The sequence below is a fragment of the Rhizobium sp. BK491 genome, from assembly GCF_014194925.1.
Lineage (GTDB): Bacteria > Pseudomonadota > Alphaproteobacteria > Rhizobiales > Rhizobiaceae > Rhizobium.
The window spans coordinates 1,172,041-1,197,273 of sequence record NZ_JACIAR010000002.1 but is presented as its reverse complement, the minus strand read 5'-3'; the positions used below and the strand labels follow the sequence as shown (position 1 = coordinate 1,197,273).

Below are 25,233 nucleotides of genomic sequence, written 5' to 3'. Positions count from 1 at the left end.
TCAGTGCGCGTCGCCGCGGCCGATCATCCATCTCGCCAGCGCAAGCACGCAGAAGGAAAGGACGAACAGGAGCAGGCCGAGCGCAATCAGGCTCGACAATTGCAGACCGTCGGCATCGCCGAAATTGTTCGCGATCTGGGCGGAAATGGTGGTGGACGGCGAGATGATCGACGATTGCAGACGGCTCACCGAGCCGATAACGAAGGTGACGGCCATGGTTTCGCCGAGCGCGCGGCCGAGGCCGAGCATGATGCCGCCGACGAGGCCGCGGCGTGTATAGGGGATCAGGATGTGGCGAGCCACTTCCCATGTGGTCATGCCCATGCCGTAGGCGGATTCGCGCAGCATCGGCGGCACGGTGCTGAACACGTCGCGGGAGATCGCGGTGATGAACGGCAGGATCATGACGGCCAGCACGAGGCTTGCCGTCAGCAGGCCGACGCCCGGCGCCGGCGGCTGGAACAGCAGGCCGATCACCGGCACCTGACCGACAGTCCCCATCAGGAAAGGCAGGATATTGTTCTGCATCAGCGGCACGAGAATGAACAGGCCGACGATGCCATAGATAATGGAGGGAACGCCCGCCAGAAGCTCGATGGCCGTGCTGATGGGACGGCGCAGGCTGCCGGGGCAAAGTTCCGTGAGGAAGATGGCGATGCCGATGCCCAGGGGAACGGCAATCAACATGGCGATGAACGAACTCACCAGCGTACCGACTACGGCAGGGACGGCGCCATAGATATCGGCCGGCGCGCTCCACTTTGTGCCCCAAAGGAACGACAAGCCAAAGGTCTGAAATGTGGGCAAGGCATCGATGACAAGAACCACGAGGATCGCCAGCAGCAGAAGCACGACAAGAATAGCCGAGCCAAGCGTCATGAAATAGAAAATCCGATCCTGTATCCGGAATTTTCTGGTCGCGGCGGAGGTATTCACAGCCTGGAAGCCAGCCATCTGAGTCGCGTCAGCCATCGATTTCCCCTTGTCCTGTCACGAAAGGCGGACAGGGAAATACCCTGTCCGCCGCAACTTTTTCGCATAGCACAAATTACTTCGTGCCGAAGTCCGTCTTCCAAGACTTCTCGACGATCTCGACAACATTATCCGGGACCGCAAGATAAGACAGCGCGGTCGCGTCCTTCTGGCCATGCTCATAGGACCACTTGAAGAACTTCAGTGCTTCTTCATTCTTAGCAGCATCAGCCGGCTTCTTGTAGAGCAGAACCCAGGTCGAAGCGGCAATCGGCCAGCTCTTTTCGCCCGGCTGATTGGTGATGATCAGGTTGAAGTTCTTGGCCTTGGCCCAATCGGCGTTGGAAGCGGCAGCCTTGAAGGTTTCCAGGCTAGGCTCGATAACCTTGCCGGCAGAGTTTTTCATCTTCGCGAAACCGATGTGGTTGGCGACGACATAGGAATATTCAACGTAAGAGATCGAGCCAGCCGTCTGGTTGACGGTGGTGGAAACGCCTTCCGAGCCCTTGGCGCCGAAGCCGACCGGCCATTCAACAGCCGTGTTCGAGCCAACCTTTTCCTTCCACTCCGGCGAAACCTTCGCCAGGTAGTCGGTGAAGTTGAAGGTCGTGCCCGAGCTGTCGGCGCGGTAAACAACCGAGATCGGCGTGGACGGCAGCTTCACTTCCGGGTTGAGAGCCTTGATGGCTGCATCGTCCCACTTGGCGATCTTGCCGAGGAAGATGTCGGCCAGCGTCTTGCCGTCGAGAACGAGTTCGCCCGGCTTTACGCCTTCGACGTTATAGGAAACGACGATACCGCCGGAGATCATCGGGAACTGGGCAATGCCGTTCTTCTCGAGGTCGGCATCGCTCATCGGCTTGTCCGAAGCGCCGAATACGATGGTCTTGTCGAGGAGCTGCTTGATGCCGGCGCCCGAACCGACCGACTGGTAGTTGACGACGTTGTTCGTCGCAGCCTTGTAGCCTTCGGCCCACTTGGACAGAACCGGTGCAATGAAGCTCGAGCCAGCGCCCGTGATGTCGGCAGCGGAGGCCGAAGCGGACATAGCCGCGATAAGGCCTGCAGTCAGGCAAAGCGAACGGAGTTTCAGGTTAAGCATAATAGACTCACTTCCTCAAGTGAATGAAAGGATGGCGAGCAGAAGACCGGCGCGAGGCTTGCCATGGTAAACGAACCTCCCCGCCTGAAATCTCCCGGCGACAGCCTTGGCTCTAAAGACGCATTGTTTCAGTTTGATGACAGTTTAATGAAGCGGCAGTGACACAACCTGCGGCAATCATTGCGACCGTTGCGGAACGGCGTGAAGCAAGCTGCGCCAAAGGGCGCATGAACGCGAACTTCATGTTCTGATTCAAGAGCATCGTCAGAGACGGATCACATAATCCTTGCGAGTCGTTTCAATAACTTCCCAGGTCCCCTTGAAGCCCGGCCTCAAGATAAGACGGTCGCCTGCACGCAGATGGAAGGCCTTTCCATCCTCACCCGTCACAATAGAATAACCGGAGAGGATATGGAAATATTCCCATTCGTCGTAGACGATCCTCCATTTGCCCGGCGTTGCTTCCCAGACACCGGCATAGAGGCCGCCATCGGTCTCATCCATGTTCCACGTTCGGAAGATCGGAGCTCCCGAAATGAGACGATCCACTGCGGGCGCTCCGAGCTCCGGCTCAACGCCATCGACATTCAGTTGCACATAGCCTGCCACTCAGATCTCCCGTCGGTCACGTTTCGCCACATCAAAAAATATCCGCGACCGCCAATCGGCGAGCGCAGACCGAGACAAACATGAAATTCGCCGAGATCAAAGAATTCCTGCTGCTTTTTCGGCCTCCTGCCGGTGCCGTCCTCAGATTTTCGCCAGTGCCTGCTCCAGATCGGCGATGATATCCTTGACGTCCTCTATACCGATGGAGAGGCGTACCACATCCGGGCCGGCGCCGGCTGCGACCTTCTGTTCGTCGCTCAGCTGCTTGTGCGTCGTCGAAGCAGGATGGATGACGAGCGAGCGCGTGTCGCCGATATTGGCAAGATGCGAGAACAGCTGCAGGCCTTCGACCAACCCCTTGCCCGCTTCATATCCCCCCTTCAGACCAAAGGTGAAGACGGAGCCGGCGCCCTTCGGCGAGTAACGCTGCTGCAGCGCGTGGTTGGGATCGTCCTCAAGGCCGGCATAGTTGACCCATGCTACCTTTTCCTGCCCCTTCAGCCAACGCGCAACGGCAGCCGCATTGTCGGAATGGCGCTGCATCCGCAGTGGCAACGTTTCGATGCCCGTCAGGATCAGAAAGGCATTGAACGGCGAGATGGCTGGTCCGAGATCGCGCAGGCCCAGCACGCGGCAGGCAATGGCGAAAGCGAAATTGCCGAAGGTCGCATGCAGCACGATGCCGTTATATTCCGGCCGCGGTGAAGACAGCATGGGATAATTACCCGAGGCGGACCAGTCGAAAGTGCCGCCATCGACGATGATGCCGCCCATGGAGTTGCCATGGCCGCCGAGGAACTTCGTTAGGGAATGCACGACGATATCGGCGCCATGCTCCAGCGGTCGGATGAGATAGGGGCTTGCGAGAGTATTGTCGACGATCAACGGCAGGCCATGCTTGTGCGCGATGGCCGCGATGGCGGCGATATCAACGAAGGTACCGCCCGGATTGGCAAGGCTTTCGATAAAGACGGCGCGGGTGCGACTGTCGATCTGCGCTTCGAAGGTCGCAGGATCGGCGGAATCGGTCCAGCGGACCCGCCAGTCGAAACTCTTGAAGGATTGTCCGAACTGATTGACCGAACCACCATAAAGCCGTTTGGCCGCGACGAAATTGTCGCCCGGCTGCATGATGGCATGGAAGATGAGGAGCTGCGCGGCATGACCGGAGGCGACGGCGAGAGCCGCAGTGCCGCCTTCGAGGGCAGCCACCCGCTCTTCCAGCACGGCCTGGGTCGGGTTCATGATGCGTGTATAGATATTGCCGAATTGCTGCAATCCGAACAGCGCGGCTGCATGATCCGCATCCTGAAAGACGAAGGATGTCGTCTGGTAGATCGGCGTCGCGCGCGCGCCTGTCGCCGGATCCGGCTGCGCGCCGGCATGGATTGCAAGCGTGTCGAAACCTGGGTTGTTTGCTGGCATATCTTTCCTCCCGCCGGATTTTGTTGGTAACGGGAAAAGCATAACGCCTGGCATATGAAAGTTAACCGCGAACTTTGCCGTGCTTTTCGGCTCGCGGAAAAAACTTGCCATCTTTCGGTGAGATCGCGCGATAAACGGCCGGATGCCGTCGATCCCCTGTGATCTCGATCAGGCGACCAGGCGCGGATATTCGATGGCCGGGCAACGATCCATCACGACCCTTACGCCCGCCGCCTCCGCTCGTGCCGCGGCGGCGTCGTCACGCACGCCGAGTTGCCCCCAGATGACCGGCGGCCGCGGCTCGATCATGATCGTCTCCTCGACCACCGATCGGAGATATTCGGGCGCCCGAAAAACATCGACCATATCCACGGGCTCGGGGATATCGGCCAGACGCGCATAGACCCACTGCCCCAGAATTTCCTTGCCGGACTGCCCGGGATTGACGGGAATGACGCGATAGCCCCTGTTCAAAAGATAGGCCATTACGCCGTTGCTCGGACGTGCGGGATTGGGCGAAGCGCCAACGAGCGCGATGGTCCTCACGGACAAGAGGATATCGGCTATATAGGAATCGTCATAACTGTCGTGGTTCATCACGAAGCCTCCCGCTCCGATCACACTTGCGTTTTGCCATAAATACGGAAACCGCAATGGCGGTCTCTGCGTATAGTATATTATAGCAACTTCAGGGAGGATTACTCAGATGAAAAAAATCATCCTGCTCGGCCTGCTCGTTACATCGGTCGCAACGCCAGCCCTGGCTATCTCGCGCTACAATTCCATGTCCATGACCTGCGCCGAAGCGAGGACTGTCATCAACCGGGAGCGCGCGGTCATTATGCGCTATCCTGCCAAGAGAACGCCGAAAATGACGCTCTATGATCGCTATGTCGCCGACAGCGGAGCGTGTGACCAGGGCTTTTATGCCTATCAGGACTATCTGCCCACCAAAGATCGGGCCTCGTGCCCGGTTTATATATGCCGTCCGACGACCGATCTGGATGACGACGATTTGATTTTCCGGCGCTGATCGAAGTATGCCCGAACGGGATGTGGTGGACGATTCATGCGCTCGTCGCGATGACCACCGATCACAATCTATGATTGCAATCGGCACTGTGCGCTTTCGGCACTATAGGCATCCTCGTATTTTCCGCGAGGCTGTCCGGAGGCCATTCTTCAAAGCGCTTTTAGTCACTTTTGTGCGCCCGGAAAGTTGCGTTCTCAGGAAATGCAATCTTTGTTCTCTATTTATTCACATGTAATTTAGAAAATACGCATGAATAATGAATTCACCTGAGAACCGATTGCGAACATGGAACATCTACATACCTCATAAGTTCTCCACAGAATAATTTTCGAACTCGCGCAATGAGATATGTAGAAAATTGTCCGCTTCTCGATCCTATACTTGGAATATAGGCGATTTTTATCGACTCTGATTGGTGATAGCAGCTATTAACTGTAATATTTTTCAGCTGCTGTAGAATTATCCATCCTCACTCATGCGAGAATTTACGGTGGCGCGGACCGCCAAACAGCAATCTTATGGCGAACACCATTGTTCCTGACGATAAGCAGCGGCGCGACCGTCCGACGCGCTCTGTCGTTTTTAAGTAAGAAGTGTCTAATGCTACTCCCGCGTTCACAGGACATGCGATATTTGTTCGCGCTTCATACTCTAATAAATTAGTTATTTATAATATCAACGCGAACAATATGGAACACAACGAGAACGCGACTCCCAATGCCGGCTATCCATCACCGCAGGTGGAACAAGCCTTCAAAGTTGCCGATATTTCGTTGCTTTTCGATGTATTGCGGATCATATGGAAGCCGCATTCCCACAAAATGCCAAGCGCTGCCCTGCGCCTGCAAATCGCGAGGTTTTCCGTGTCTCTCGACGTTATCGCGCTCGTCCTTTTCGGCGCCCTGCTGCATGCGACGTGGAACGCGATCATCAAGGCGGGAACCGATAAATCGCTCGATGCGGCACTGGTCTCGGCAGGCGGCGCAGCTGCGGCCCTTCCCCTGTTGCCATTTCTGCCTTTGCCGGCCTCAGCCGCCTGGCCTTTCATCGGGGCTTCGGCCATCCTGCAATTTGCCTATTTCCAGCTTGTGGCGGCAGCCTATCGTGCCGGCGATATCGGGCTGGTCTATCCGCTGATGCGCGGTGTAGCCCCCCTCATCATCGTCTCGACAAGCAGTTTCATCCTGAAGGAAACTCTTTCGGGCGGCGCATTGATCGGAACCATGACCATCTGCGCCGGCATATTGACGCTTGCCTTCGAGGCCCGAAAGGGCAGCCGCCGGGCGATCGTCCTGGCCCTTGCCAATGCCGTTGTTATCGCGACCTACACCTATGTCGACGGTATCGGTGCGCGGGCGTCGGGCAATTCGGTATCCTATACCCTATGGATGGCGCTCCTGCCGCCCATCCTCCTATTCGCCTGGGCAATATCGCAACGCGGCCTCAATGCCGTCGCCGCCCACGTCCGCTATAATTGGTGGCGCGGGCTTATTGGCGGAGGCGGCTCGATCGCTTCCTACGGGTTGGCATTGTGGGCGATGACGAAGGCGCCGGTCGCCATGGTCGCCGCCTTGCGCGAGACTTCGATCCTCTTCGCTTTGGTGATATCCGTCGTCATCTTGAAGGAACGATCCAGCATCTGGCGTTATATTGCCGGCGCCATTATCGCTGGCGGAGTGCTGGTTTTGCGGCTGGGCTGACGACAAATTATGTGGTTTTATTTTACCACATAAGCAACATATTGATTTTACGTTCTAATTTTTACAGCCTACCAATCAGGCGATATTGACCCTGGCTCTTAATCGATCTATAAGCCGCCTCAGATCGCAGCCTTTCCGGGCTGCTTTCTTTTTGGCGCGCATCCATGCGAGCCAAATCAAGCAACAAGAAACGCCCAGACGCCTTCGGGCCAAGGGTCCTAAAAGAGAGTATGCAACATGGCAACCTTCTCCCAGAAGCCTGCAGAGGTGGAGAAGAAGTGGGTTCTCATCGACGCCGAAGGGCTTGTCGTTGGCCGTCTCGCTTCTATCATCGCAATGCGTCTGCGCGGCAAGCATAAGGCTACCTTCACGCCGCACGTCGACGACGGCGACAACGTCATCGTCATCAATGCCGACAAGGTCGTCTTCACCGGCAAGAAGTACGAAGACAAGGTTTACTACTGGCACACCGGTTATGCCGGCGGCATCAAGGAGCGTACGGCTCGCCAGATCATCGAAGGTCGCTTCCCGGAGCGCGTCGTTGAGAAGGCCGTCGAGCGCATGGTTCCCCGCGGCCCGCTCGGTCGTCGCCAGATGAAGAACCTGCGCGTCTACGCCGGCTCCAACCATCCCCACGAAGCTCAGCAGCCGGTCGTCCTCGACGTCGCCAAGCTGAACAAGAAGAACGTAAGGAGCGCCTGATAATGGCTGACCTCTCCTCCCTGAAGGACCTCGGCACGACTTCGGAAGCAGCTGCTGCTCCGGTTCACGTCCGCAAGGTTGACTCGCTCGGCCGCTCCTACGCGACCGGCAAGCGCAAGGACGCCGTCGCCCGCGTTTGGGTCAAGGCCGGCTCCGGCAAGATCATCGTCAACGGCAAGGACTACACGGCTTACTTCGCCCGCCCGGTTCTGCAGATGATCCTGCGCCAGCCGATCGTCGCAGCTGCCCGTGACGGCCAGTTCGACATCATCGCAACCGTTGCCGGCGGCGGCCTCTCCGGCCAGGCCGGTGCCGTTCGTCACGGCCTGTCCAAGGCGATCACCTACTTCGAGCCGGGCCTGCGCTCGGTGCTGAAGAAGGGCGGCTTCCTGACCCGCGACAGCCGCGTCGTCGAACGTAAGAAGTACGGCCGTGCAAAGGCACGTCGTTCCTTCCAGTTCTCCAAGCGTTAATCGCTTATCCGAGATCGGATTATTGGGAAGGCCGGGGTTTCCCCGGCCTTTTTCTTTGCAGCATTGAAATGATGCAGATTTGCCAAGGCAGGAAATGCTTTTTATGGCAGAGTCCCCCTACAAGCATCTGGGGGAGTTCAATGCGCAGCCTCATCTTTTCGCTTCCATTCTTGATCGGCCTAGCATCACCGGCTCTATGCGACGATGCCCAGCCAACTCTCCCCGCCGACAAGGCCGCGGAGATGCAAAGCATGAAGGATTTTCTCCAGGCAAACGCGGACTGTCGCGAGTTCAACGACAGCTGCTCCTATTGTGTCGTGACCGATGGCCAGGCCAATTGCTCGACGCCGCAGATCGCCTGCGTGAAAAAGGCGTATCAATGCACCGCTCGATCGGGCAAATAGTCGTCGGATCTTAGTTTACGATTCCAGCCCGAATTTGGAGATTTGACCGCTCTCCGGAGAAACACCATGAGCAAGAGTACTTCATCGCGTTTCGCGGCCACTCCCGAGCCGCCCTATTACATCGTCACATTCGCGTCGCTCCGCACCGAAGGCGACAACGGCTATGGTTCCATGGGCGACCGCATGGAAGAACTGGCCAGGGCACAGGACGGCTTTCTTGGGATTGAGAGCGTCAGGGAGCCTGGCGGCTTCGGCATCACCAACTCCTTCTGGCGTGACGAGGAAAGCATCCTCGCCTGGAAGAACGTCGTGTCGCATCTGGCCGCGCAGAAACTCGGCCGCGAGCGCTGGTACGAAGAATACAAGGTACGTATAGGCAGGATAGAACGGGCCTACGACTTTCATGCAAGTAAAGGAGAGGCCCTTGCCGAGCACATCGATTGACCATGCCTTCACCGCGGCAAGTCTGACCTCGGCTGCCAGCGATCCGACCTTTGCCGGCGCGTTGTCCTTCATGCGACGGCGGTTCACCAAATCGCTTGATGGTGTCGATGCCGTGGTTTGGGGCATTCCCTTCGATGCCGCCACCTCGAACCGGCCGGGAACGCGTTTCGGACCGCAGGCGATCCGTCGTGCCTCCGCGATCTTCGACAACGATCCGCAATATCCATTCAACCGCGATCTCTTCGCCGAAATGGCCGTCATCGACTATGGCGACTGCCTGCTCGATTACGGCAATCATCAGGATGCGCCCGCTGCAATCGAAAGACAGGCGACGGCGATCCTCAACAGCGGCGCCTTCCTGCTAACGCTCGGCGGCGATCACTTCGTCACTTGGCCGCTGTTGAAGGCTCATGCCGCCAAGCACGGGCCACTGGCGTTGGTGCAGTTCGATGCCCATCAGGATACCTGGTTCGATGACGGCAGGCGTATCGACCATGGCTCCTTCGTCGCTCGCGCCGTACGCGACGGGCTGATCGATCCCGACCGCTCCATCCAGATCGGCATCCGCACACATGCGCCCGACGATTTTGGTATCCAGCTCCTCCATGGCCATCAGGTTGAGGATATGAGCGCCGGCGACATCGCTTCGACGATTATCTCGCATATCAAGGGCGCGCCGACTTATCTGACCTTCGATATAGATTGCCTCGATCCGGCGTTTGCTCCGGGCACGGGAACGCCGGTCGCCGGAGGCCCTTCCAGCGCCAAGATCCTATCGGTGCTGCAGCGCCTGCATCAGCTCGACATCAGGGGTGCCGATGTCGTCGAAGTGTCGCCTGCCTACGACCACGCCGACATCACCGCCATTGCGGGAGCGACCGTGGCGATGTATATGCTCGGTCTCCACGCCGAACGACGTGCAAGCGGTCGCTGAGACATGATTTCGGGAGAGGCGCCACGGTTTTCGAAAGTCGCCCTGCCGCTCCCGAAGCGGCCGTTATGAAATTGAATCAACTGCATGGCAAACTGAGTCCGGAAACATTCTCAACCTATTGAAAGAGCAGGAATAAGATGGCACCGAAAATCTTCATCGATGGCGAACACGGAACCACGGGCTTGCAGATCCGCACGCGCATGGCCGACCGCCGCGATGTCGAGCTGCTGTCCATTCCCGAAGCCGAACGCCGCAATGCCGCCATGCGCGAAGACATGCTGAACAGCGCCGACATCGCCATCCTCTGCCTGCCCGACGACGCGTCGAAGGAAGCGGTGAAGATGGTGGCGGGCAACAACAATGTCCGCGTCATCGACACCTCGACGGCCTTCCGCATCCATCCAGACTGGGCCTATGGCTTTGCCGAGATGGACAGCAACCAGGGCAACAAGATCAAGGCAGCACGTTTCGTCGCCAATCCCGGCTGCTACCCGACGGGTGCGATCGGCGTCATCCGGCCGCTACGCGCCGCCGGCATCCTTCCGACGGACTATCCCGTGACGGTGAATGCAGTGTCCGGCTACACCGGCGGCGGCAAGCAGATGATCGCCCAGATGGAAAATCCGGACCATCCGGATGCGATCACCGCGCCGCATTTCCTCTACGGCCTGCCGCTGACCCACAAGCATGTGCCCGAGATGACGACGCACGGCCTGCTGGAGCGCGCGCCGATCTTCTCCCCCTCCGTCGGCCGCTTCCCGCAGGGCATGATCGTGCAGGTGCCGCTGCATCTCGGCGATCTCGCAGAAGGCTCGACGCTGGAAAGCATTCATGCCGCGCTCGTCGAGCATTATGCCGGTCAGGATATCGTTCAGGTCGTTTCGCTCGATGAGAGCCGCGCCCTGCCCCGCGTCAACGCCGTCGAGCTCGCCGGCAAGGATACGATGAAGCTCTTCGTCTTCGGCACGCCGGGCGGAGCGCAGGTCAATCTCGTTGCCCTGCTCGACAATCTCGGCAAGGGCGCATCGGGTGCAGCCGTACAGAACATGGATCTGATGCTGAGCGCGTAGCTCAGTCCAACGCGGATTGAAATTCGATAGGCCCGGCCTGTTTATTCAGGCCGGGCCTTTTCACGTCAAAAGCAGTTTTGCGCAATTTAGGCTCCGCTGCCGTACTCGGCCTTATTTTTGCCGTTGCCCTAAATTAGCGGAACCTACACGGAAAAGTGAACAACCGTTGGGCTTGCGACCAATTGTCGGCCGGATTTGCTCTTTAACGGCTTTGCTTGCCCGAATAGGTGGGGCGTTAAAACTATCCCTTTTTTCAATGAATATCCAAGAATGAGCCATCGTAAAGGAATTGGTTACCATAATTCGGCATGCTTCCAGACAGCCGGCAAGTTGGCGACCGAACGCGATTTTCGCGTTAGGGCACGTGTGCGTTCTTGAGCCGGTTCAGTGTCTGTGTAGGTTGGATAACGAGTATCATGGCGTTCGTGACCGAAACGTTCGGTAACTTCAATTCGCGCTCGGGCTACGCCTCGCGATCGAAAAAATCCCTCAGCATCCGTCCCGGCACCTTAGCCACCGGCGTCGCAGTCGCGGCGTTCGCCTGGGTCACTGCGACGCTGATGACGACGCAATCGATGGTACTGTCGCTTCCCGGCGCGGCGACATCGACCGACAGCTTCCTGGCGCCGCGAGCATCAGCCTTCATCGTTCCGCAAAGCCACGTGGCCCACCCTGCCCGCTATGCGAGCCAGACCACTTCGCTGCATGGGCAAAGCCGCTTCGGCAACGTCGCGGCTGCAGAGGTTCAAACGAAAGCTGGCAGGACGGATGCGGTTCGTGCGCAACTCGCATACGCACTCGCACAGCAGACGTCGGATATGAAGCAGGCTCAGATTGCGGCCGCCAGCATCAAGAGCGGCCGTCTCGAAGTAGCCGCGGCTTCGCCTGAGACGATTGACCATCTGCGCAAGGTGATCGCGATCAATTTCGCAACCGCAGTGCAATCGCTGAGTCCGGCAAAATATGCAGCCGCCCTGATGCCGGCCGCAGGCCCGCTGAAAACCACGGAAGAGCCAGCGGCGGTTGCTTCCGCGGCTCCTGAGGTCAGCCTGCCCGCCATAGCGGAAGCAAAGCCGGTGCCTGCGAAAGACGCCGACATTGCAGTGGCGGAAGCCGTGCTGAACGTCATTCCCATGACGCGCCCGGCCCGCGAAACGCCCGTGCAACGGGCCAGCGCCACAAGCGCCATCGCCAGGGCAACGGGAAGCGAAACGACCGCACAGCCGCCATCACGCATGATGGCCTATGCCGATCCGGATGACAGTTCCGTTCGCAAGGCGAAGCCCTTCATTAATCCGTTTGCCGCCATCAGCCCCGGACCAGGCACGGCGATCTACGATATCGAGGCGAAAACAGTTTATCTGCCGAGCGGCGAGCGCCTCGAGGCCCATTCCGGCCTCGGCCACATGCGTGACAATCCCCGCTATGTCGATCGCAAAAACACCGGCCCGACGCCGCCGGAAACTTATAACCTGACCTACCGGGAAAGCCTGTTTCACGGCGTGCAGGCACTGCGCCTGACACCCTCAGGCGGCGCTCGCGTCTATGGCCGCGACGGCCTGCTGGCTCACACATACATGCTCAGAGGCGGCCGTGGCGAATCGAACGGCTGCGTTGTTTTCAAGGATTACAATCGCTTCCTCGCCGCCTTCCGTCGCGGCGAAATCAAGCGGCTGAAAGTGGTCTCGCGGATGTCGTCGGCGGCAAGTGTCGCTTCCGCGCGCTAAACGGATTTGAGGCGCAAAGCGCCTCAATCTCTCACGACGATCGATGTCTGGCGCGGCAGTTCACCATAGAAACCGCGCCAGTTGGCAATCGCAAAGCCGAAGACGATCAGGGCGCCGGCCTGATGCGCCAGGGCCAAATCCAGCGGCACATGCAGCAGCAGCGTCGAAATGCCGAGGATCGCCTGGATCAGCACGAGCACGAAGAGAACGACGGACCGGCGCGCATGCGTCGTTTGCGCCGCGACGCGCAGCGAGATGATCATATTGATGGCGACCACCACGAAGAGCGCATAGGCACCGAGACGGTGAACGAACTGGACCGTCTTCGGGTTCTCAAAGAAATTGATCCAGCCCGGTGACTGTATGAAGAGATCGCTGGGCACGACGGCTCCATCCATCAGCGGCCAGGTATTATAGCTGAGGCCTGCATCGAGACCGGCGACGAGCGCGCCAAGATAGATCTGAAACAAGGCCATGAAGGCGATCAAACCGGCGAGCTTTGCCGAATGGCGAGTTGGCGGCGGCTCGTTCGAATGCGGCGACAGGGCGCGCATGAACCACATGCAGGCGGCAAAGATCAGACAAGCGGTGACGAGATGGGTGGCAAGCCGGTACTGGCTGACGTCGGTGCGTGCTTCCAGCCCCGAGGAGACCATCCACCAGCCGATCGCACCTTGAAGGCCACCGAGCACGAAAATGCCGGCAAGCGGCAGCCAGAGCTTGCGCTCGACGCGGCCGGTCAGGACGAAGAACAGCAGCGGCAGGCCGAAAATGACGCCGATGGTGCGCGCCAGCAGGCGATGCGCCCACTCCCACCAAAAGATGCTCTTGAACTCCTCGACCGTCATATCCTTGTTCAGGATCCGGAATTGCGGAATACGCTTGTAGAGATCGAATTCGTCTTGCCATTCCTGCGCATTCAGCGGCGGGATGACACCGTGGATCGGCTGCCATTGCGTGATCGACAGGCCGGAATTGGTGAGGCGCGTCGCACCACCCACCAGCACGAGAGCAAAGAGAACCAGAAGCACGCAGGCGAGCCAGATGCGGATGGCGCGGCGATTGCGGTCCTGACGGGCCACTTCCTTCAAAATTGCCTGTTCGGTCGTGAAATTAGTGGCAGCCATGGCTTCTCCCTTCGATCAGGCTGTTGATTTGCCCGATAGGGGCGTGCAAAACAAGTCCCGGGAGTTTGCGGCATGCCGTCGCGGCATGTTGTCATAATGAGGAGAAAACCCCGTGCCCCTTCGCCTGCGCAAATTCATTGGCATGATCTTGCTCGTGCTGCTGGTTGCAATCTATGCGATCGTCGCCATGATCGTTGCAGTGCGAACGCTCGCAGATCAACCCGGCTGGGTACATTTCCTGTATTTCTTTCTCAGCGGCATCATCTGGGTGCTGCCGGCAATGGGCATCATCAAGTGGATGGCCGGGCCACGCCCGCAATAGCGCTCGCCCCGACGCGATTTACATTAGGCTAACCTTGATCCGTGCCTTATCCCGCGCGAATGTCTCATATTAAGCCAAAAATAAGCCGTTGGCCGCCAGACTGCGTCCGAATACCGCCGGAGCGGAGAAGATCGGATGCAGACCCAGACGCGAGATATCGCCAGCATCACCGCCGCAGCCGGTGAGCAGATTGCGTCGATCGAGATGGAGCCTGCGCCCACCGTTCATCTGCAGGTCGACGTCTTCGACAGCATAGCACCGCTTGAAGCCGAATGGCGCGCGCTGGAACAGGACGACCTTAACTCGCTGCATCAGAGCTATGACTGGTGTGCAGCATGGGCGGAGAACCTCAAACGCCCTCTCGCCATAGTCAGGGGCTCCATCGGAAATCACGTCGCCTTCATCCTGCCGCTCGAGATCATCCGCAGTCACGGGATAAGACGGGCCGAGTTCATCGGAGGCCACCACAACAATATTAATACCGGTCTGTTTTCAGCCCGGCTCCTGGCGGACGGTCCACTGACCTCCGTTCAGGTGAACGCCATATCCGCGGCTTTGCGCGGCAAGGTGGACGTCGTCATCCTGCGCAATATCCCGCTCGAATGGCGGGGGCGCAAAAGCCCCCTCGCCTCGCTGACGACGATCGAAAACCAGAACCGTGCTTTTCAGCTGCCCTTCCTCGGCAGTTTCGAAGCGAGCCTGAAGCAGGTGAATGCCAAGCGCCGTCGCAAGAAGTTCAAGCATCAGAGCCGGCTTCTCGACGCAAGAGGCGGTTATGAATATCTGATTGCCGGTCCCGACCAGCAAGATGCGCTTCTCGATCTTTTCTTCCGACAGAAGGCGACCCGCTTCAAGGATGCCGGCTTGCCTGACGCGTTCAAGGATGCCCGGATCAAGGCTGCGCTGCACGCCATGTTACACCGACGCCACAGCGATGGCATCGGCGCGACACTTCAGATGCATGCGCTCCGGCTGAAAGGCGAGCATGAGGGCCATATTCCAGCCATCGCCGCCCTCTCCCGCAAGGGGGACCACGTCATCTGCCAGTTTGCTTCCATCGACGAGGCTGTGGCTGCTGACGCAAGCCCCGGCGAATTGCTGTTCTGGCTGATGATCGAGCGGCTGCATCGCGAAGGCGTCGCCCTCTTCGACTTCGGCATCGGCGACCAGACCTACAAGCGTTCCTGGTGTCCAATGGAAACTGTGCAGCATGATCTTTTCCTGCCGGTCTCAGGCGTGGGACGCCTTGCGGCAATGGCGAGCCGGAGCATGACGCGAACGAAAGTGGCGATCAAGTCCAATAGAAGGCTCTATTCCCTTATCCAGCGGCTGCGGGCGAGACATGCAGCTGGCGCGCCAGCGGATGATGGCGGCGACACAGATTGATCAGGCGGCGTCCCGGCGCGTATCCGGATCGTGCTCCTCGCGCCAGCCGGACATCAGGATGATGTGTTCGTAGCCGGCCTTTTGGAATTCCGTCATGGCTGCAATGAACTGGCTTTCATCCGGCTCCGGCATGGAGAGGACGATTTCCGTCTCCTTGCTGCGCGTCAGCCGCGCGACACCGGAGACCTCGGCCGCCCCGCATTCCACCAGAACGATGTCATAGGCCGAGTTCAGGGCATCGAGGATCAGTGACAGGCGGTCGGCACCCCGCATGGCGCGCGCAAGATCGCTCATGCCCTGGGGCACGATATGGGCATCCGACAGGCGATCCGGATGGATCGTATCGCCAAAGGCCGCTTCGCTGCATAGCAGATCGGTTACACCGGGAAGTTCGTCGTGTTCGGCCATCAGCTTCGAGGGGCATCCTGTGCCGGTCATGTCGACCAGCACGATGCGGCAGCCTGCATCGGCGATGGTCCGCGCCAGCATGACGGTTGCTGTCGAACCGTTATCACCGGTCGGAGATATGGCGATGGCAAGTCTCGAGCCGCTGTCGATCAGATAGTCGGCGACGGATTGAATGGAGAAATCTTCCTCTTCATCCGCAGCCTGGACGGCCTGCTTCGGCTCGTGATCCGGAGCGATTGCGGTACCCAAGGCAATTGCTGCCTCCGGAGCAACTGCGGTGTTCGCGACCTGAACCGGGATCTCTTCTGCTGGGACCGAGAGCATGCTTGTGGGCGCCTCGACATTGCTTGCTCGCGTGACTGGCCGAACCGGAGCCGGCGCGGGGACGGTTTGAGCACGCTTCGCTATCTCCAGCACGGCGACATCTTCTTTGCGGGCAGAACCGACAGGCCGCAACGCGCGGCCGCTGAACAGCTCCGAAAGCATGATGACGATGGCCGTCAGGAGAAAGGTGGCAAGAGTTGCGACGACGACGATCGGGCCGACCTTCGGGAAAGACGGATCGACCGGCTCAACCGCCGTGGAAACGATGCGCGCATCTGCAGGGCTGGAATTCTTGTCGACGCGAGAGGCCGCCTCGCGATAACGGGCGAGATAGGTCTCGAGCAATTGCCGCTCGGCCGTAGCTTCACGTTCCAGCGCGTTGAGGCCGACTTCGTCCTCCCCTGCCCGGGCGCTGTCTGCCTTCAGCGTGTTGGATTGGGCGAGGAGCTGCTGCTCGCGCAGTTGCGCCACCTTCGCTTCATTCTCGATGCTTGCCAGAATCCTCTGCGTTTCGCGCTCGATCTGCTGACGGATATCGGCGAGCTGCGCCCGCAGGCTCTTCAGTCGCGGATGTCCATCCATCAGCGTCGTGGAGAGATCGGAGATCTGTGACTCCAGGTTCGACTGGGTCGCCTTCAGCCGCTGAATTGTCTGCGATCCCGCGACATCGGCAAGCGTATCCGTGGAGCGGCCGCTGGACAGCGCACTGCGCACCGCCTGCGCCCTCGCCTCAGCATTGGCCCTGTCGCCGCGCACCTGCGCCAGCTGCGTCGAAATATCTGCAAGCTGCTGCGTGGCAAAATTGCTGTTCTGGCTGGTCTGCAGAAGCCCGTTGGCGGAGCGATAATCGGCAACCTTCTTTTCGGCCTCGCTGACCTTGTCGCGCAGCTTGGCGATCTCCGGCTCCAGCCAGCGGGTCGCCTCGCTGTTGGAATCGAGCTTGGCTCCGCTCTGCATCGACAGATAGACCTGCGCCATGGCATTCGGCACGCTGGCAGCAAGATCCGGATTGCGAGACGTGAAGCTGATACCGATCACGCGCGAGCTGTTGATCTGATAGACCTGCAGGCGACTGGTGAAGGCGTCCAGCATCCGTTCTTCCGGTGCCTTATCTGCCGCCGGCTGTCTCAGATGCAGCTTGATCAGGATATCCGAGATCGCGGAACTATTGTTGCCGGCGGCGAATTCCGGCCGATCGTAGAGCTTGAGATTGGTAATGACCTGTTTCACCAGATCTGCCGACTGCAGGATCTGCACCTGGCTGGCAATGTTCAGCTCGTCCAGCAGAGGTCCAGCACCGGCATCATTGCCAGACGTCGTCGTTGCGAAGGCCGGCGCACGCTGCTCGATGAGGATGCGGGCTTCGCTGCGATATTCCGGCGCCATGACCTTGGCAATCGCAAATGCCGCGCACGCGCCGGCCAGCGTGATGGCGATGACACGCACCCGCCGCTGCCACACAGCGCGAAAGAGCTGAGCGAGATCGATGTCCACATCCTGCTGGGTGCTGTTGACACCGGACATATGCAAAACTCCGTAATAGAAAGCCGGAATTAATCGTAAACGACTATAGTAACCCAAGCGTTAATAGTATTTCGCCAGCATTATTTTTGATGTCGCTAATTTTTTCCCGGATTTTCATTTGCTCTTTACCGACCGTTAACCCTAACGGATCGATAACGACAGCAGTGTCCTTCCCTTTCTAATGAGCGCGAAATGCCCTTCGCAAAGCCAAAGATTGTCCTTGCACTCGGCATGGCTGCCGTGAGCGCCGCGCTCACCGGCTGCAACACCTATCAACCGGCTCCCAAGGCCTTCAATGAGGCCACGATCCAGCCCTATACCCTTGATAGCGGCGACCGGTTGCGCGTGACCGTGTTCGACCAAGCCGGCTTGACCAACACCTATACTGTCGACCAAGCCGGCTATATCGCCTTCCCGCTGATCGGCCAGGTCGCTGCCCGCGGTCGCACGCTGCAGCAGCTCTCCGGCCAGATCGCGCAGAAACTTCGCCAGGGGTATATTCGCGATCCCGACGTCACCATCGATATCGACCGCTATCGCTCCGTCTACATCATGGGTGAAGTCGGCCAGCCGGGCCAATATTCCTATGTGCCGGGCATGACCATCCAGAATGCCATCGCGGTCGCAGGCGGGTTCACCAGCCGGGCCAACCAATCCAACGCGGATGTCACCCGCAAGATCAACGGTCATGTCATGACTGGACGGGTCGGCATTTCCGATCCGGTGCTAGCGGGCGACACCATCTATGTCAGAGAGCGGTTGTTCTAACCGCGACCGCTCATGACCCGACCGCTTCGAATCCTTCATTGCTTTAGGTCGCCGGTCGGCGGGGTCTTCCGCCATGTCCGGGATCTGGCGGAGGAACAGAGCAAGGCGGGGCATGAGGTTGGCATACTTTGCGACAGCCTGACGGGCGGTGAGCATGAGGATCGCCTGTTCGACGACATAGCACCCTTCCTCGCTCTCGGCATCGTTCGCCTGCCGATCCGGCGGCAAATTACCCTTACGGATGCCACGACACTTTGGAGCAGCTACAAGGAAATCAAGAGTTTGCGGCCAGATGTGCTGCACGGGCACGGCGCCAAGGGCGGCCTGCTTGCGCGCGTTCTCGGCTCGATCCTGCGGGTCAACAGGTATCGCGTAGCCCGCCTTTACACCGCGCATGGCGGAAGCCTGCATTTTCCCCGTCGCTCCTTCCAGGGCGTACTTGTCCATAGTCTGGAACGGATGCTGGAATTTTTGACCGACGGGCTAATCTTCATTTGCGATTTCGAACGCCGCACCTATGAAGCAAAGATCGGCAAACCGCGCACCCGCTCGGTTATGATCTATAACGGCATCAGCGAAAGAGATTTCCGCATCATACCGACACGATCGGACTCCGTGCACTTCGTCTATATCGGCATGCTGCGGGACCTCAAAGGTCCCGATCTGTTCGTTGACGCCTTTGCGAAAACGGAACGGCGGATCGGCAGGCCGCTTTCCGCTCTGATGATCGGCGACGGGCCGGACAGAGACAAATATCACCGGATGATGGTGGAGCGGGGGCTTGGTCACCGAATTGGAATGCTGCCGGCCATGCGCGTGCAGGAAGCCTTTGCGGTGTCCCAGAATGTCGTGGTTCCCTCGCGCGCCGAAGCCATGCCTTATATCGTTCTGGAAGCACTCGCAGCCGGGAAGACCGTGATTGCTTCGCGGGTCGGCGGCGTTGCGGAAGCGCTTGGCGATAACAGTCCCGCACTCGCCAAACCGGAAGATGCCGACGACCTCTCACGCATCATGGCTGAAGCGATCACAGAACCGCTATGGGGCGCTCGCAACATGCCCGATATCGGGACGATCCGATCGATTTTTTCCGCCTCAGCCATGGCACGGGATACTTTGCACCTGTATCAAAATATACTTGGCCTGGATAGCGACGGTTAGAATACAGCTAAGTGTTGTAAGTGTTTCTTAGCTGATATCTGGTAGGCCTTGTCCGATAACGATCGGATAAGCTGTCATGAACACTACCGAAAAGTCCGAGCAGCTCAACTTGGACAATCTTCGCAAGCAGGTTTCGGAAATCCGCACGCGCGGTGCCGGCGAAACGCCGGGCGATCGTCCCGGCGGAATGAATATCTATGCGCGCCAAATCGCCGAACAGTTTCGCGAAACCAACCAGTCCCCGTCCATCATCGTCGGACAATACCGGTTGTTCGAATTTCTATCGCTGCTCGCATTCGGGCTTGCAATTCTCCTTTTCGGCACATCGGGCAATCATCCCTTCCTCTCCAAGGGTGTGGTGACGCTCGCACTCTGCGGCCTCGCCATTGCCTTCCTGCAGATTGCGGATGCCTATCAGATCCCGGTTCTGCGCTCGCCTCACCATTATCTGCACAGGATTCTCGGGGCTTGGGCGGCGGCCTTTGCGGTCATGGTCATCGCCCTGATCCCGTTCGACATCAATAATATCTATTCTCTCCCCCTCCTCGGTCTGTGGTTCGCAGCCGGCGCAGGGTTCCTTCTCGTGGCACGCCTGCTTTTCGCCTATGGCATTCGCCACTGGGCCCGCAACGGCGTCATGGAACGGCGCGCCGTCATCGTCGGCGGCGGTGAACCGGCAAAGGAGCTCATTCGCGCCCTCGAACATCAGCCTGATAACGATATCCGTATTTGCGGCATCTTCGACGATCGCGGCGAAAAGCGTTCTCCCGTTATGGTGGCCGGCTATCCGAAACTCGGCACGGTAGCGGAATTGGTCGAGTTCGCGCGGCTCGTGCGCATCGACATGCTGATCATCGCGCTGCCAATCAGCGCCGAAGACCGCATTCTGCAATTGCTGAAAATGCTTTGGGTGCTGCCCGTCGACATCAGACTGGCGGCGCATGCCAACAAGCTGCGCTTCCGCCCCCGCGCCTATTCGCATGTCGGCGCCGTGCCGATGCTCGACATCTTCAACAAGCCGATCCGGGACTGGGATGGCGTTGCCAAGCGCATCTTCGACATCTTCTTCAGCGTGGTCGCGCTCGCCCTTGTCTGGCCGATCATGCTGGGGGCTGCGATTGCCGTGAAGGCGACATCGAGGGGACCAGTGTTCTTCATGCAGAAGCGCCACGGGTTCAACAACGAGATCATCAACGTGTTCAAGTTCCGCTCGATGTACACGCATATGAGCGATCCGTCGGCTCGCAATGCCGTGACCAAGAACGACCCGCGCGTGACCCCCGTCGGCCGCTTCATCCGCAAGACGTCGATCGACGAGTTGCCGCAGCTCTTCAACGTGCTGCTCGGAAGCCTCTCGCTCGTCGGCCCGCGGCCGCATGCCGTGCTTGCCGCCAGCCATAACCGCACCTATGCCGACGTGGTCGAAGGTTACTTCGCGCGCCATCGCGTAAAGCCGGGCGTGACTGGCTGGGCGCAGATCAACGGCTGGCGTGGCGAGATCGACAGCGACGACAAGATCAAGTTCCGCACGGCCTACGATCTCTACTATATCGAGAACTGGTCGCTGCTGTTCGATCTGAAAATCCTGTTCCTGACGCCATTCCGTCTGCTCAATACGGAAAATGCATATTGAGCGCGATCGACCTGCCATCACCCCGCGTCGCGCAGCCGCAGCTTGTTGCATTGCGACTGATAGGCACGGCGAGCGTTGCTGTGGGCGTATTCCTGTCGGGCTTCGTCATCGCGGAACCCGCGCCCTACGAGCTGTGGCTCGCCTTTTTGATCGGCACATGGTTCATTCTCGGGCTGAAAATCTCGCGCAGCGTCGCGCCGCTTCTGGCCTTGTTCCTGACGTTCAATGTCGGCGGGATGCTCTCGATCACGCAGATGCATGACCTCGCCGCCGGTAACCATCTCGGTGGCCCCATCTACATTGCCGTTTCCACCTTCCTCGCGTTGAGCTCAATCTTCTACGCGGCCATCATCGAAGATAGCGAACGACGGCTGAAGCTGATTTTCAATACGTGGGTGGTGGCGGCGCTGATCACTGCCAGCCTCGGTATCCTCGGCTATTTTCATGCCGTTCCGGGCTTCGACATCTTTACCCTCTATGATCGTGCCAAGGGCGCCTTCCAGGATCCGAATGTCTTCGGGCCCTATCTGGCAGCACCTAGTCTCTATCTGGTCCACGGCCTTTTGATCGGCGATTTGAAAAAGGCCCCCATCAAGGCGGCATGCCTTCTCGTCCTGGCCTTCGGCATCTTCCTGTCCTTTTCGCGCGCAGCCTGGGCTCTGTTTGCCTTCTCCTCGGCGATGCTGATCTTCTGCATGCTGTTGAAGCACCGCAGCAACAAGTTCCGGCTGCGCATCCTGGTGATGTCGCTGACGGCGATCATCCTCATGGTCGTCCTGCTCGTCATTGCGCTGCAGTTTCCGCAGGTCAGCGACCTGTTTTCCACGCGCCTGCAGCTGGTGCAGGAATATGACGGCGGACATCTCGGCCGCTTCGAGCGCCATAGTCTGGGCTTCTCTCTGTCGATGGAGCGGCCGTTCGGCATAGGGCCGCTGGTTTTCGGCCAGATGTTCGAAGAAGACGAGCACAATACTTGGCTGAAGACGCTGACGACCTATGGCTGGCTCGGCTTCTTCTGCTGGGTCAGCATGATCTGCTGGACCATCTATATCGGCTTCCGCAACCTGCTGAGGGAGCGTCCCTGGCAGCCCTACCTGATGATCGCCTGGATCGTCATTCTCGGCCATGTCGGCATCGGCAACGTCATCGATACCGACCATTGGCGCCATCTTTACATGCTGATCGGCATCGTCTGGGGCTGCGGCGCCCTGGAGCAGAAATATCAGCGTGACTTGAGCAGAAGGGAAGCTGCGCGGTGAACATTCGCACCAACGTCAAACGCCTGTCGTTGCTGCAGGTTCTCGAACCGAGCGGCGGCGGCTCCGGGCGACATTTTCTCGATCTGTGCCGGGCCATGCAGCATCGCGGCCATTTCTTGACCGCCATCTATTCCCCGGTGCGTGCCGAGCCCGCCTTCGTCGCTGAGCTGGAAAATATGGGCCTGGACAATGTCATTCCGCTTGCCATGCGGCGCGCTCCCGGCCCCTGGGACCTGACGGCATGGTGGCAGCTCCGCAAGCTCGCCGCCATTCACGGGCCGTTCGATCTGATCCACGGTCACAGTTCCAAGGCCGGCGCTCTCACGCGCTTGCGGCTGCCGGGGCGGCATGTGCCTGTTCTTTACACACCGCATGCCTTTCGTACCATGGACCCGACGCTAGGTTCGAAAGGCCGCCTGATCTATGGCGGCATCGAGCGTCTTCTCGGGACTTTTTTGACGGATCGGCTGATCTGCGTTTCCCAGGACGAATATGATCATGCCCTGTCGCTCGGCATCCCGGAAAAACGACTGCGCGTCGTCGTCAACGGCGTAAATGCGCGGCCCATCAGCCAGCGGACGGCCATCCGCAGACGCTATGGCATTCCACAGGACGCCCTGCTCTTCGGCTTTGTCGGACGGATGACGCGACAGAAGGCGCCGGAGCGCCTAGTCGAAGCTTTTGCGCGGATAGCACCCCACTTACCGCAAGCGCATCTGCTGATGATCGGGATCGGCGAGCTCGCCGATACAACAAGAGAGATGATCCGGGCAGCCGGGCTTGAAGATCGTGCCCGCATCGATGGCAGCGTACGTGGTGTGACCGCCATAGACGCCGTCGATGTCGTCGTCATGCCCAGCCGCTATGAAGCTATGTCCTATGTGATGCTGGAAGCGGCTGCCGCAGGCAAGCCGCTGTTGCTCGCCGATGTCGGGGGCGCGCGCACGGTGCTGGAACACGGCAGAAACGGGTATATCGTGCCAAACAGCGATGATCCTGAAGCATTGGCGGCCGCGATGGCGAGGCTTGCTGACCCGGCACGGCTTGCAAGTTTTACCGCTGAAGCCCGTCGCCGCAAGGATGGCTATACGCTTGCCGGCATGGCCCATGCGACCGAGAAGATCTATTACGACCTGCTCGGTCAACCCTTCCCCGCCCCGCTGGAACTGGCAAGTTCCCACTTTAGCGATGCAATCAAAGGCCGGAAGAAAAGCGCGTCGGCCCTCTAAACTCGCATCGGATTTTCGTGCGAAATCGGTTCCGCTTTTCGAGCCGATGCGATAGACTTAACTCATGATTACTTCAGCACAATTGCGCGGCGCGCGCGCCATGCTCGGACTGACGGTGGAGACGCTTGCCAGTGAGAGCAAACTACCGGCTTCGACGATCGAAGCCTTGGAAACAGAGGGCAGTTCGGCGGACATGAGAGCGCTTGCGGCAATCCGCTCCGTCCTCGAGAACCATGGCGTGATTTTCCTCGCTGGTGGCAGCGACGGCCCGGGCGGCCCCGGCATTCGCTTCAAGCACTGGTCCGACGATGATGGCATTCGGCCTGAGAACCTGAATGCCACCAATGACGATTGAGGGCTGAGGCACGTTGCGACCTCCAGAGCGGATCAGCTTTTCGCGCAGGCTCCGAACCGCTTGACCTCTTTGTTTCTAGCAATTCCAGACGTAAGGCAGCTGCACGATTTCGCTTATCTGCCTCAGGCTCCAAGCTTCCAGCTTTTGACAAGCTCTTCAGGCGCCGACAGAGCAGCCGGCAAGATGTAGCGTTCAGTATCGTTGGCCGGTTCCCAACCTTCAACGATCGAGCCGACGGGCAGGCCATGCCCGAGGTCGGTCAGCGTCACCAGTTCCAAAATCAGATGACCGTAATCGTCGCGCCACTCGCGCCGTTCGCCGCCCTCGAAGAGACGCAGTCGACCCTTGGTGCGCGGACGCTCGCGTGCGGCAAGCCATTGCGCCACGGAGGCCTCCGCATTGGCAAAAGATACCACCTCGTCGGCGTCGCCATGCCAGATGGAAACGACCGGAAAGCGAGCGGCATCGGGCGACACTTCGCTCACAAGCTCGCCCCACTTTTCGGCCGGGCGGCTTGAGCCGCGCTTCATAACGTCGAGCGCGGACATGGCGTCCCGGGCAGCGCCGAAAGGCAGACCGCCGATGATGGCACCCGCGGCAAACAGCTCCGGATAGGTCGCGAGCAATGCGGCGGCCATAGCACCCCCAGCCGAGAGGCCCATGACGAAAACCCTGCTGTCGTCGATCGCATGCAGACGGCGGCTGAAATCGATCATTTCTTTGATAGAGCCAAGTTCACCGCGATCGCGCGTGACCAGGCTCGGGCGAAACCAGTTGAAACAGAGATTGGGATTGTTCGAAGCCTTTTGCTCTGCAAAAAGCACCGCAAACCCATGCTGACGGGCAAGTGCCGTCCAGCCGCTCGCGCGATCGAAATCCTCTGCATTCTGATGGCAGCCGTGCAGAACGACAACGAGCGGCATCGGCCCCTTCACACCAGGCGGCACATATTCGAGCATGCGCAGATTGCCGGGATTGCGGCCGAACCACAGAACTTCGGTCAGCCGCTGGGCGGAAGGACGTGTGGAAACACGACGGCGTGCCGGCTGAGATTGCGGCTGCGTCATCGGAAACTGGAGCCGCGGCAGCTCAGCGGAATCGACAAGCAGGCGGCGAAGCCGGCTCGGAACTTTAAAATTCATCAT

The 25,233-nt window shown here is 59.2% G+C and carries 25 protein-coding genes; 17 read left to right on the top strand and 8 right to left on the bottom strand.

What is annotated here, in order from left to right:
- From pstC to FHX05_RS13735, 5 genes are all read right to left on the bottom strand, one after another.
- The gene (gene pstC / locus FHX05_RS13755; RefSeq protein WP_112607197.1) at nt 1-972 is read right to left on the bottom strand and encodes a phosphate ABC transporter permease subunit PstC; all 972 of its coding nucleotides are present in this window, start codon (nt 970-972) and stop codon (nt 1-3) included.
- A 76-nt stretch (nt 973-1,048) separates the two neighbouring features.
- Nucleotides 1,049-2,074, bottom strand: coding sequence for a phosphate ABC transporter substrate-binding protein PstS (pstS, locus tag FHX05_RS13750; RefSeq protein WP_112337555.1), 1,026 nt, complete (start codon nt 2,072-2,074; stop codon nt 1,049-1,051).
- A gap of 264 nt (nt 2,075-2,338) precedes the next feature.
- The gene (locus FHX05_RS13745) at nt 2,339-2,683 is read right to left on the bottom strand and encodes a cupin domain-containing protein (RefSeq protein ID WP_183872247.1); all 345 of its coding nucleotides are present in this window, start codon (nt 2,681-2,683) and stop codon (nt 2,339-2,341) included.
- A gap of 141 nt (nt 2,684-2,824) precedes the next feature.
- Complete coding sequence (locus FHX05_RS13740) at nt 2,825-4,108, bottom strand: O-acetylhomoserine aminocarboxypropyltransferase (protein ID WP_183872245.1); 1,284 nt, start codon at nt 4,106-4,108, stop codon at nt 2,825-2,827.
- A 168-nt stretch (nt 4,109-4,276) separates the two neighbouring features.
- On the bottom strand, nt 4,277-4,705 hold the full coding sequence (locus tag FHX05_RS13735; RefSeq protein ID WP_112337558.1) for a CoA-binding protein: 429 nt from the start codon (nt 4,703-4,705) through the stop codon (nt 4,277-4,279).
- A 109-nt stretch (nt 4,706-4,814) separates the two neighbouring features.
- Here FHX05_RS13735 and FHX05_RS13730 point away from each other — a divergent pair, with 109 nt between their 5' ends.
- The 9 genes from FHX05_RS13730 (at nt 4,815) to FHX05_RS13690 (ending at nt 12,595) form a co-directional block, all read left to right on the top strand.
- Nucleotides 4,815-5,141 (top strand): hypothetical protein, encoded by a 327-nt coding sequence (locus tag FHX05_RS13730; RefSeq protein ID WP_112414676.1) that lies wholly within the window; start codon nt 4,815-4,817, stop codon nt 5,139-5,141.
- 863 nt (nt 5,142-6,004) lie between these two features.
- The gene (locus tag FHX05_RS13725; RefSeq protein ID WP_183872243.1) at nt 6,005-6,841 is read left to right on the top strand and encodes a DMT family transporter; all 837 of its coding nucleotides are present in this window, start codon (nt 6,005-6,007) and stop codon (nt 6,839-6,841) included.
- Between the two features lie 237 nt (nt 6,842-7,078).
- The gene (gene rplM, locus FHX05_RS13720; RefSeq protein ID WP_004122374.1) at nt 7,079-7,543 is read left to right on the top strand and encodes a 50S ribosomal protein L13; all 465 of its coding nucleotides are present in this window, start codon (nt 7,079-7,081) and stop codon (nt 7,541-7,543) included.
- A 2-nt stretch (nt 7,544-7,545) separates the two neighbouring features.
- A complete protein-coding gene (gene rpsI, locus FHX05_RS13715; RefSeq protein WP_075852256.1) occupies nt 7,546-8,016 on the top strand; it encodes a 30S ribosomal protein S9 in 471 nt (156 codons plus the stop codon).
- Between the two features lie 140 nt (nt 8,017-8,156).
- On the top strand, nt 8,157-8,420 hold the full coding sequence (locus FHX05_RS13710; protein ID WP_183872241.1) for a hypothetical protein: 264 nt from the start codon (nt 8,157-8,159) through the stop codon (nt 8,418-8,420).
- A 66-nt stretch (nt 8,421-8,486) separates the two neighbouring features.
- A complete protein-coding gene (locus FHX05_RS13705; RefSeq protein WP_183872239.1) occupies nt 8,487-8,864 on the top strand; it encodes an antibiotic biosynthesis monooxygenase in 378 nt (125 codons plus the stop codon).
- Nucleotides 8,845-9,798, top strand: a complete 954-nt coding sequence (speB, locus tag FHX05_RS13700; protein WP_183872237.1) for an agmatinase — start codon at nt 8,845-8,847, stop codon at nt 9,796-9,798. The genes FHX05_RS13705 and speB overlap by 20 nt, the downstream gene beginning before the upstream one ends.
- 137 nt (nt 9,799-9,935) lie before the next feature.
- The gene (gene argC / locus FHX05_RS13695) at nt 9,936-10,868 is read left to right on the top strand and encodes an N-acetyl-gamma-glutamyl-phosphate reductase (RefSeq protein ID WP_112410617.1); all 933 of its coding nucleotides are present in this window, start codon (nt 9,936-9,938) and stop codon (nt 10,866-10,868) included.
- 416 nt (nt 10,869-11,284) lie between these two features.
- Nucleotides 11,285-12,595: a DUF2778 domain-containing protein gene (locus FHX05_RS13690; protein WP_183872235.1), complete on the top strand. Its 1,311-nt coding sequence runs from the start codon at nt 11,285-11,287 to the stop codon at nt 12,593-12,595.
- Between the two features lie 23 nt (nt 12,596-12,618).
- Here the strand turns inward: FHX05_RS13690 and FHX05_RS13685 are convergent, their stop codons facing one another.
- Nucleotides 12,619-13,722 (bottom strand): COX15/CtaA family protein, encoded by a 1,104-nt coding sequence (locus tag FHX05_RS13685; RefSeq protein WP_183872233.1) that lies wholly within the window; start codon nt 13,720-13,722, stop codon nt 12,619-12,621.
- Nucleotides 13,723-13,834: 112 nt separating this feature from the next.
- Here FHX05_RS13685 and FHX05_RS13680 point away from each other — a divergent pair, with 112 nt between their 5' ends.
- Together FHX05_RS13680 and FHX05_RS13675 are read left to right on the top strand one after the other, a co-directional pair.
- Complete coding sequence (locus FHX05_RS13680) at nt 13,835-14,044, top strand: DUF2842 domain-containing protein (RefSeq protein WP_015339457.1); 210 nt, start codon at nt 13,835-13,837, stop codon at nt 14,042-14,044.
- A gap of 135 nt (nt 14,045-14,179) precedes the next feature.
- Entirely contained in the window at nt 14,180-15,430 is a 1,251-nt protein-coding gene (locus tag FHX05_RS13675; RefSeq protein ID WP_183872231.1) for a GNAT family N-acetyltransferase, read from the top strand.
- On the opposite strand, the gene FHX05_RS13670 is transcribed toward FHX05_RS13675, so the two are convergent.
- Nucleotides 15,431-17,686 carry a Wzz/FepE/Etk N-terminal domain-containing protein gene (locus FHX05_RS13670; RefSeq protein ID WP_183872229.1) on the bottom strand — a complete coding sequence of 752 codons (2,256 nt, stop codon included), beginning with the start codon at nt 17,684-17,686 and terminating at the stop codon, nt 15,431-15,433. It lies immediately after the preceding gene.
- A 192-nt stretch (nt 17,687-17,878) separates the two neighbouring features.
- On the opposite strand from FHX05_RS13670, the gene FHX05_RS13665 reads away from it, so the two are divergent.
- The 6 genes from FHX05_RS13665 (at nt 17,879) to FHX05_RS13640 (ending at nt 24,088) form a co-directional block, all read left to right on the top strand.
- A complete protein-coding gene (locus FHX05_RS13665) occupies nt 17,879-18,454 on the top strand; it encodes a polysaccharide biosynthesis/export family protein (protein ID WP_112337566.1) in 576 nt (191 codons plus the stop codon).
- Nucleotides 18,455-18,466: 12 nt separating this feature from the next.
- Entirely contained in the window at nt 18,467-19,612 is a 1,146-nt protein-coding gene (locus FHX05_RS13660; RefSeq protein WP_112410622.1) for a glycosyltransferase family 4 protein, read from the top strand.
- 76 nt (nt 19,613-19,688) lie between these two features.
- Complete coding sequence (locus FHX05_RS13655) at nt 19,689-21,245, top strand: undecaprenyl-phosphate glucose phosphotransferase (protein ID WP_183872227.1); 1,557 nt, start codon at nt 19,689-19,691, stop codon at nt 21,243-21,245.
- Nucleotides 21,242-22,504, top strand: a complete 1,263-nt coding sequence (locus FHX05_RS13650; protein WP_183872225.1) for an O-antigen ligase family protein — start codon at nt 21,242-21,244, stop codon at nt 22,502-22,504. The genes FHX05_RS13655 and FHX05_RS13650 overlap by 4 nt, the downstream gene beginning before the upstream one ends.
- A complete protein-coding gene (locus tag FHX05_RS13645; protein WP_183872223.1) occupies nt 22,501-23,733 on the top strand; it encodes a glycosyltransferase in 1,233 nt (410 codons plus the stop codon). The genes FHX05_RS13650 and FHX05_RS13645 overlap by 4 nt, the downstream gene beginning before the upstream one ends.
- Before the next feature lie 64 nt (nt 23,734-23,797).
- Entirely contained in the window at nt 23,798-24,088 is a 291-nt protein-coding gene (locus FHX05_RS13640; protein WP_015339449.1) for a helix-turn-helix domain-containing protein, read from the top strand.
- Nucleotides 24,089-24,210: 122 nt separating this feature from the next.
- On the opposite strand, the gene FHX05_RS13635 is transcribed toward FHX05_RS13640, so the two are convergent.
- Nucleotides 24,211-25,233 (bottom strand): PHB depolymerase family esterase, encoded by a 1,023-nt coding sequence (locus FHX05_RS13635; RefSeq protein ID WP_246698909.1) that lies wholly within the window; start codon nt 25,231-25,233, stop codon nt 24,211-24,213.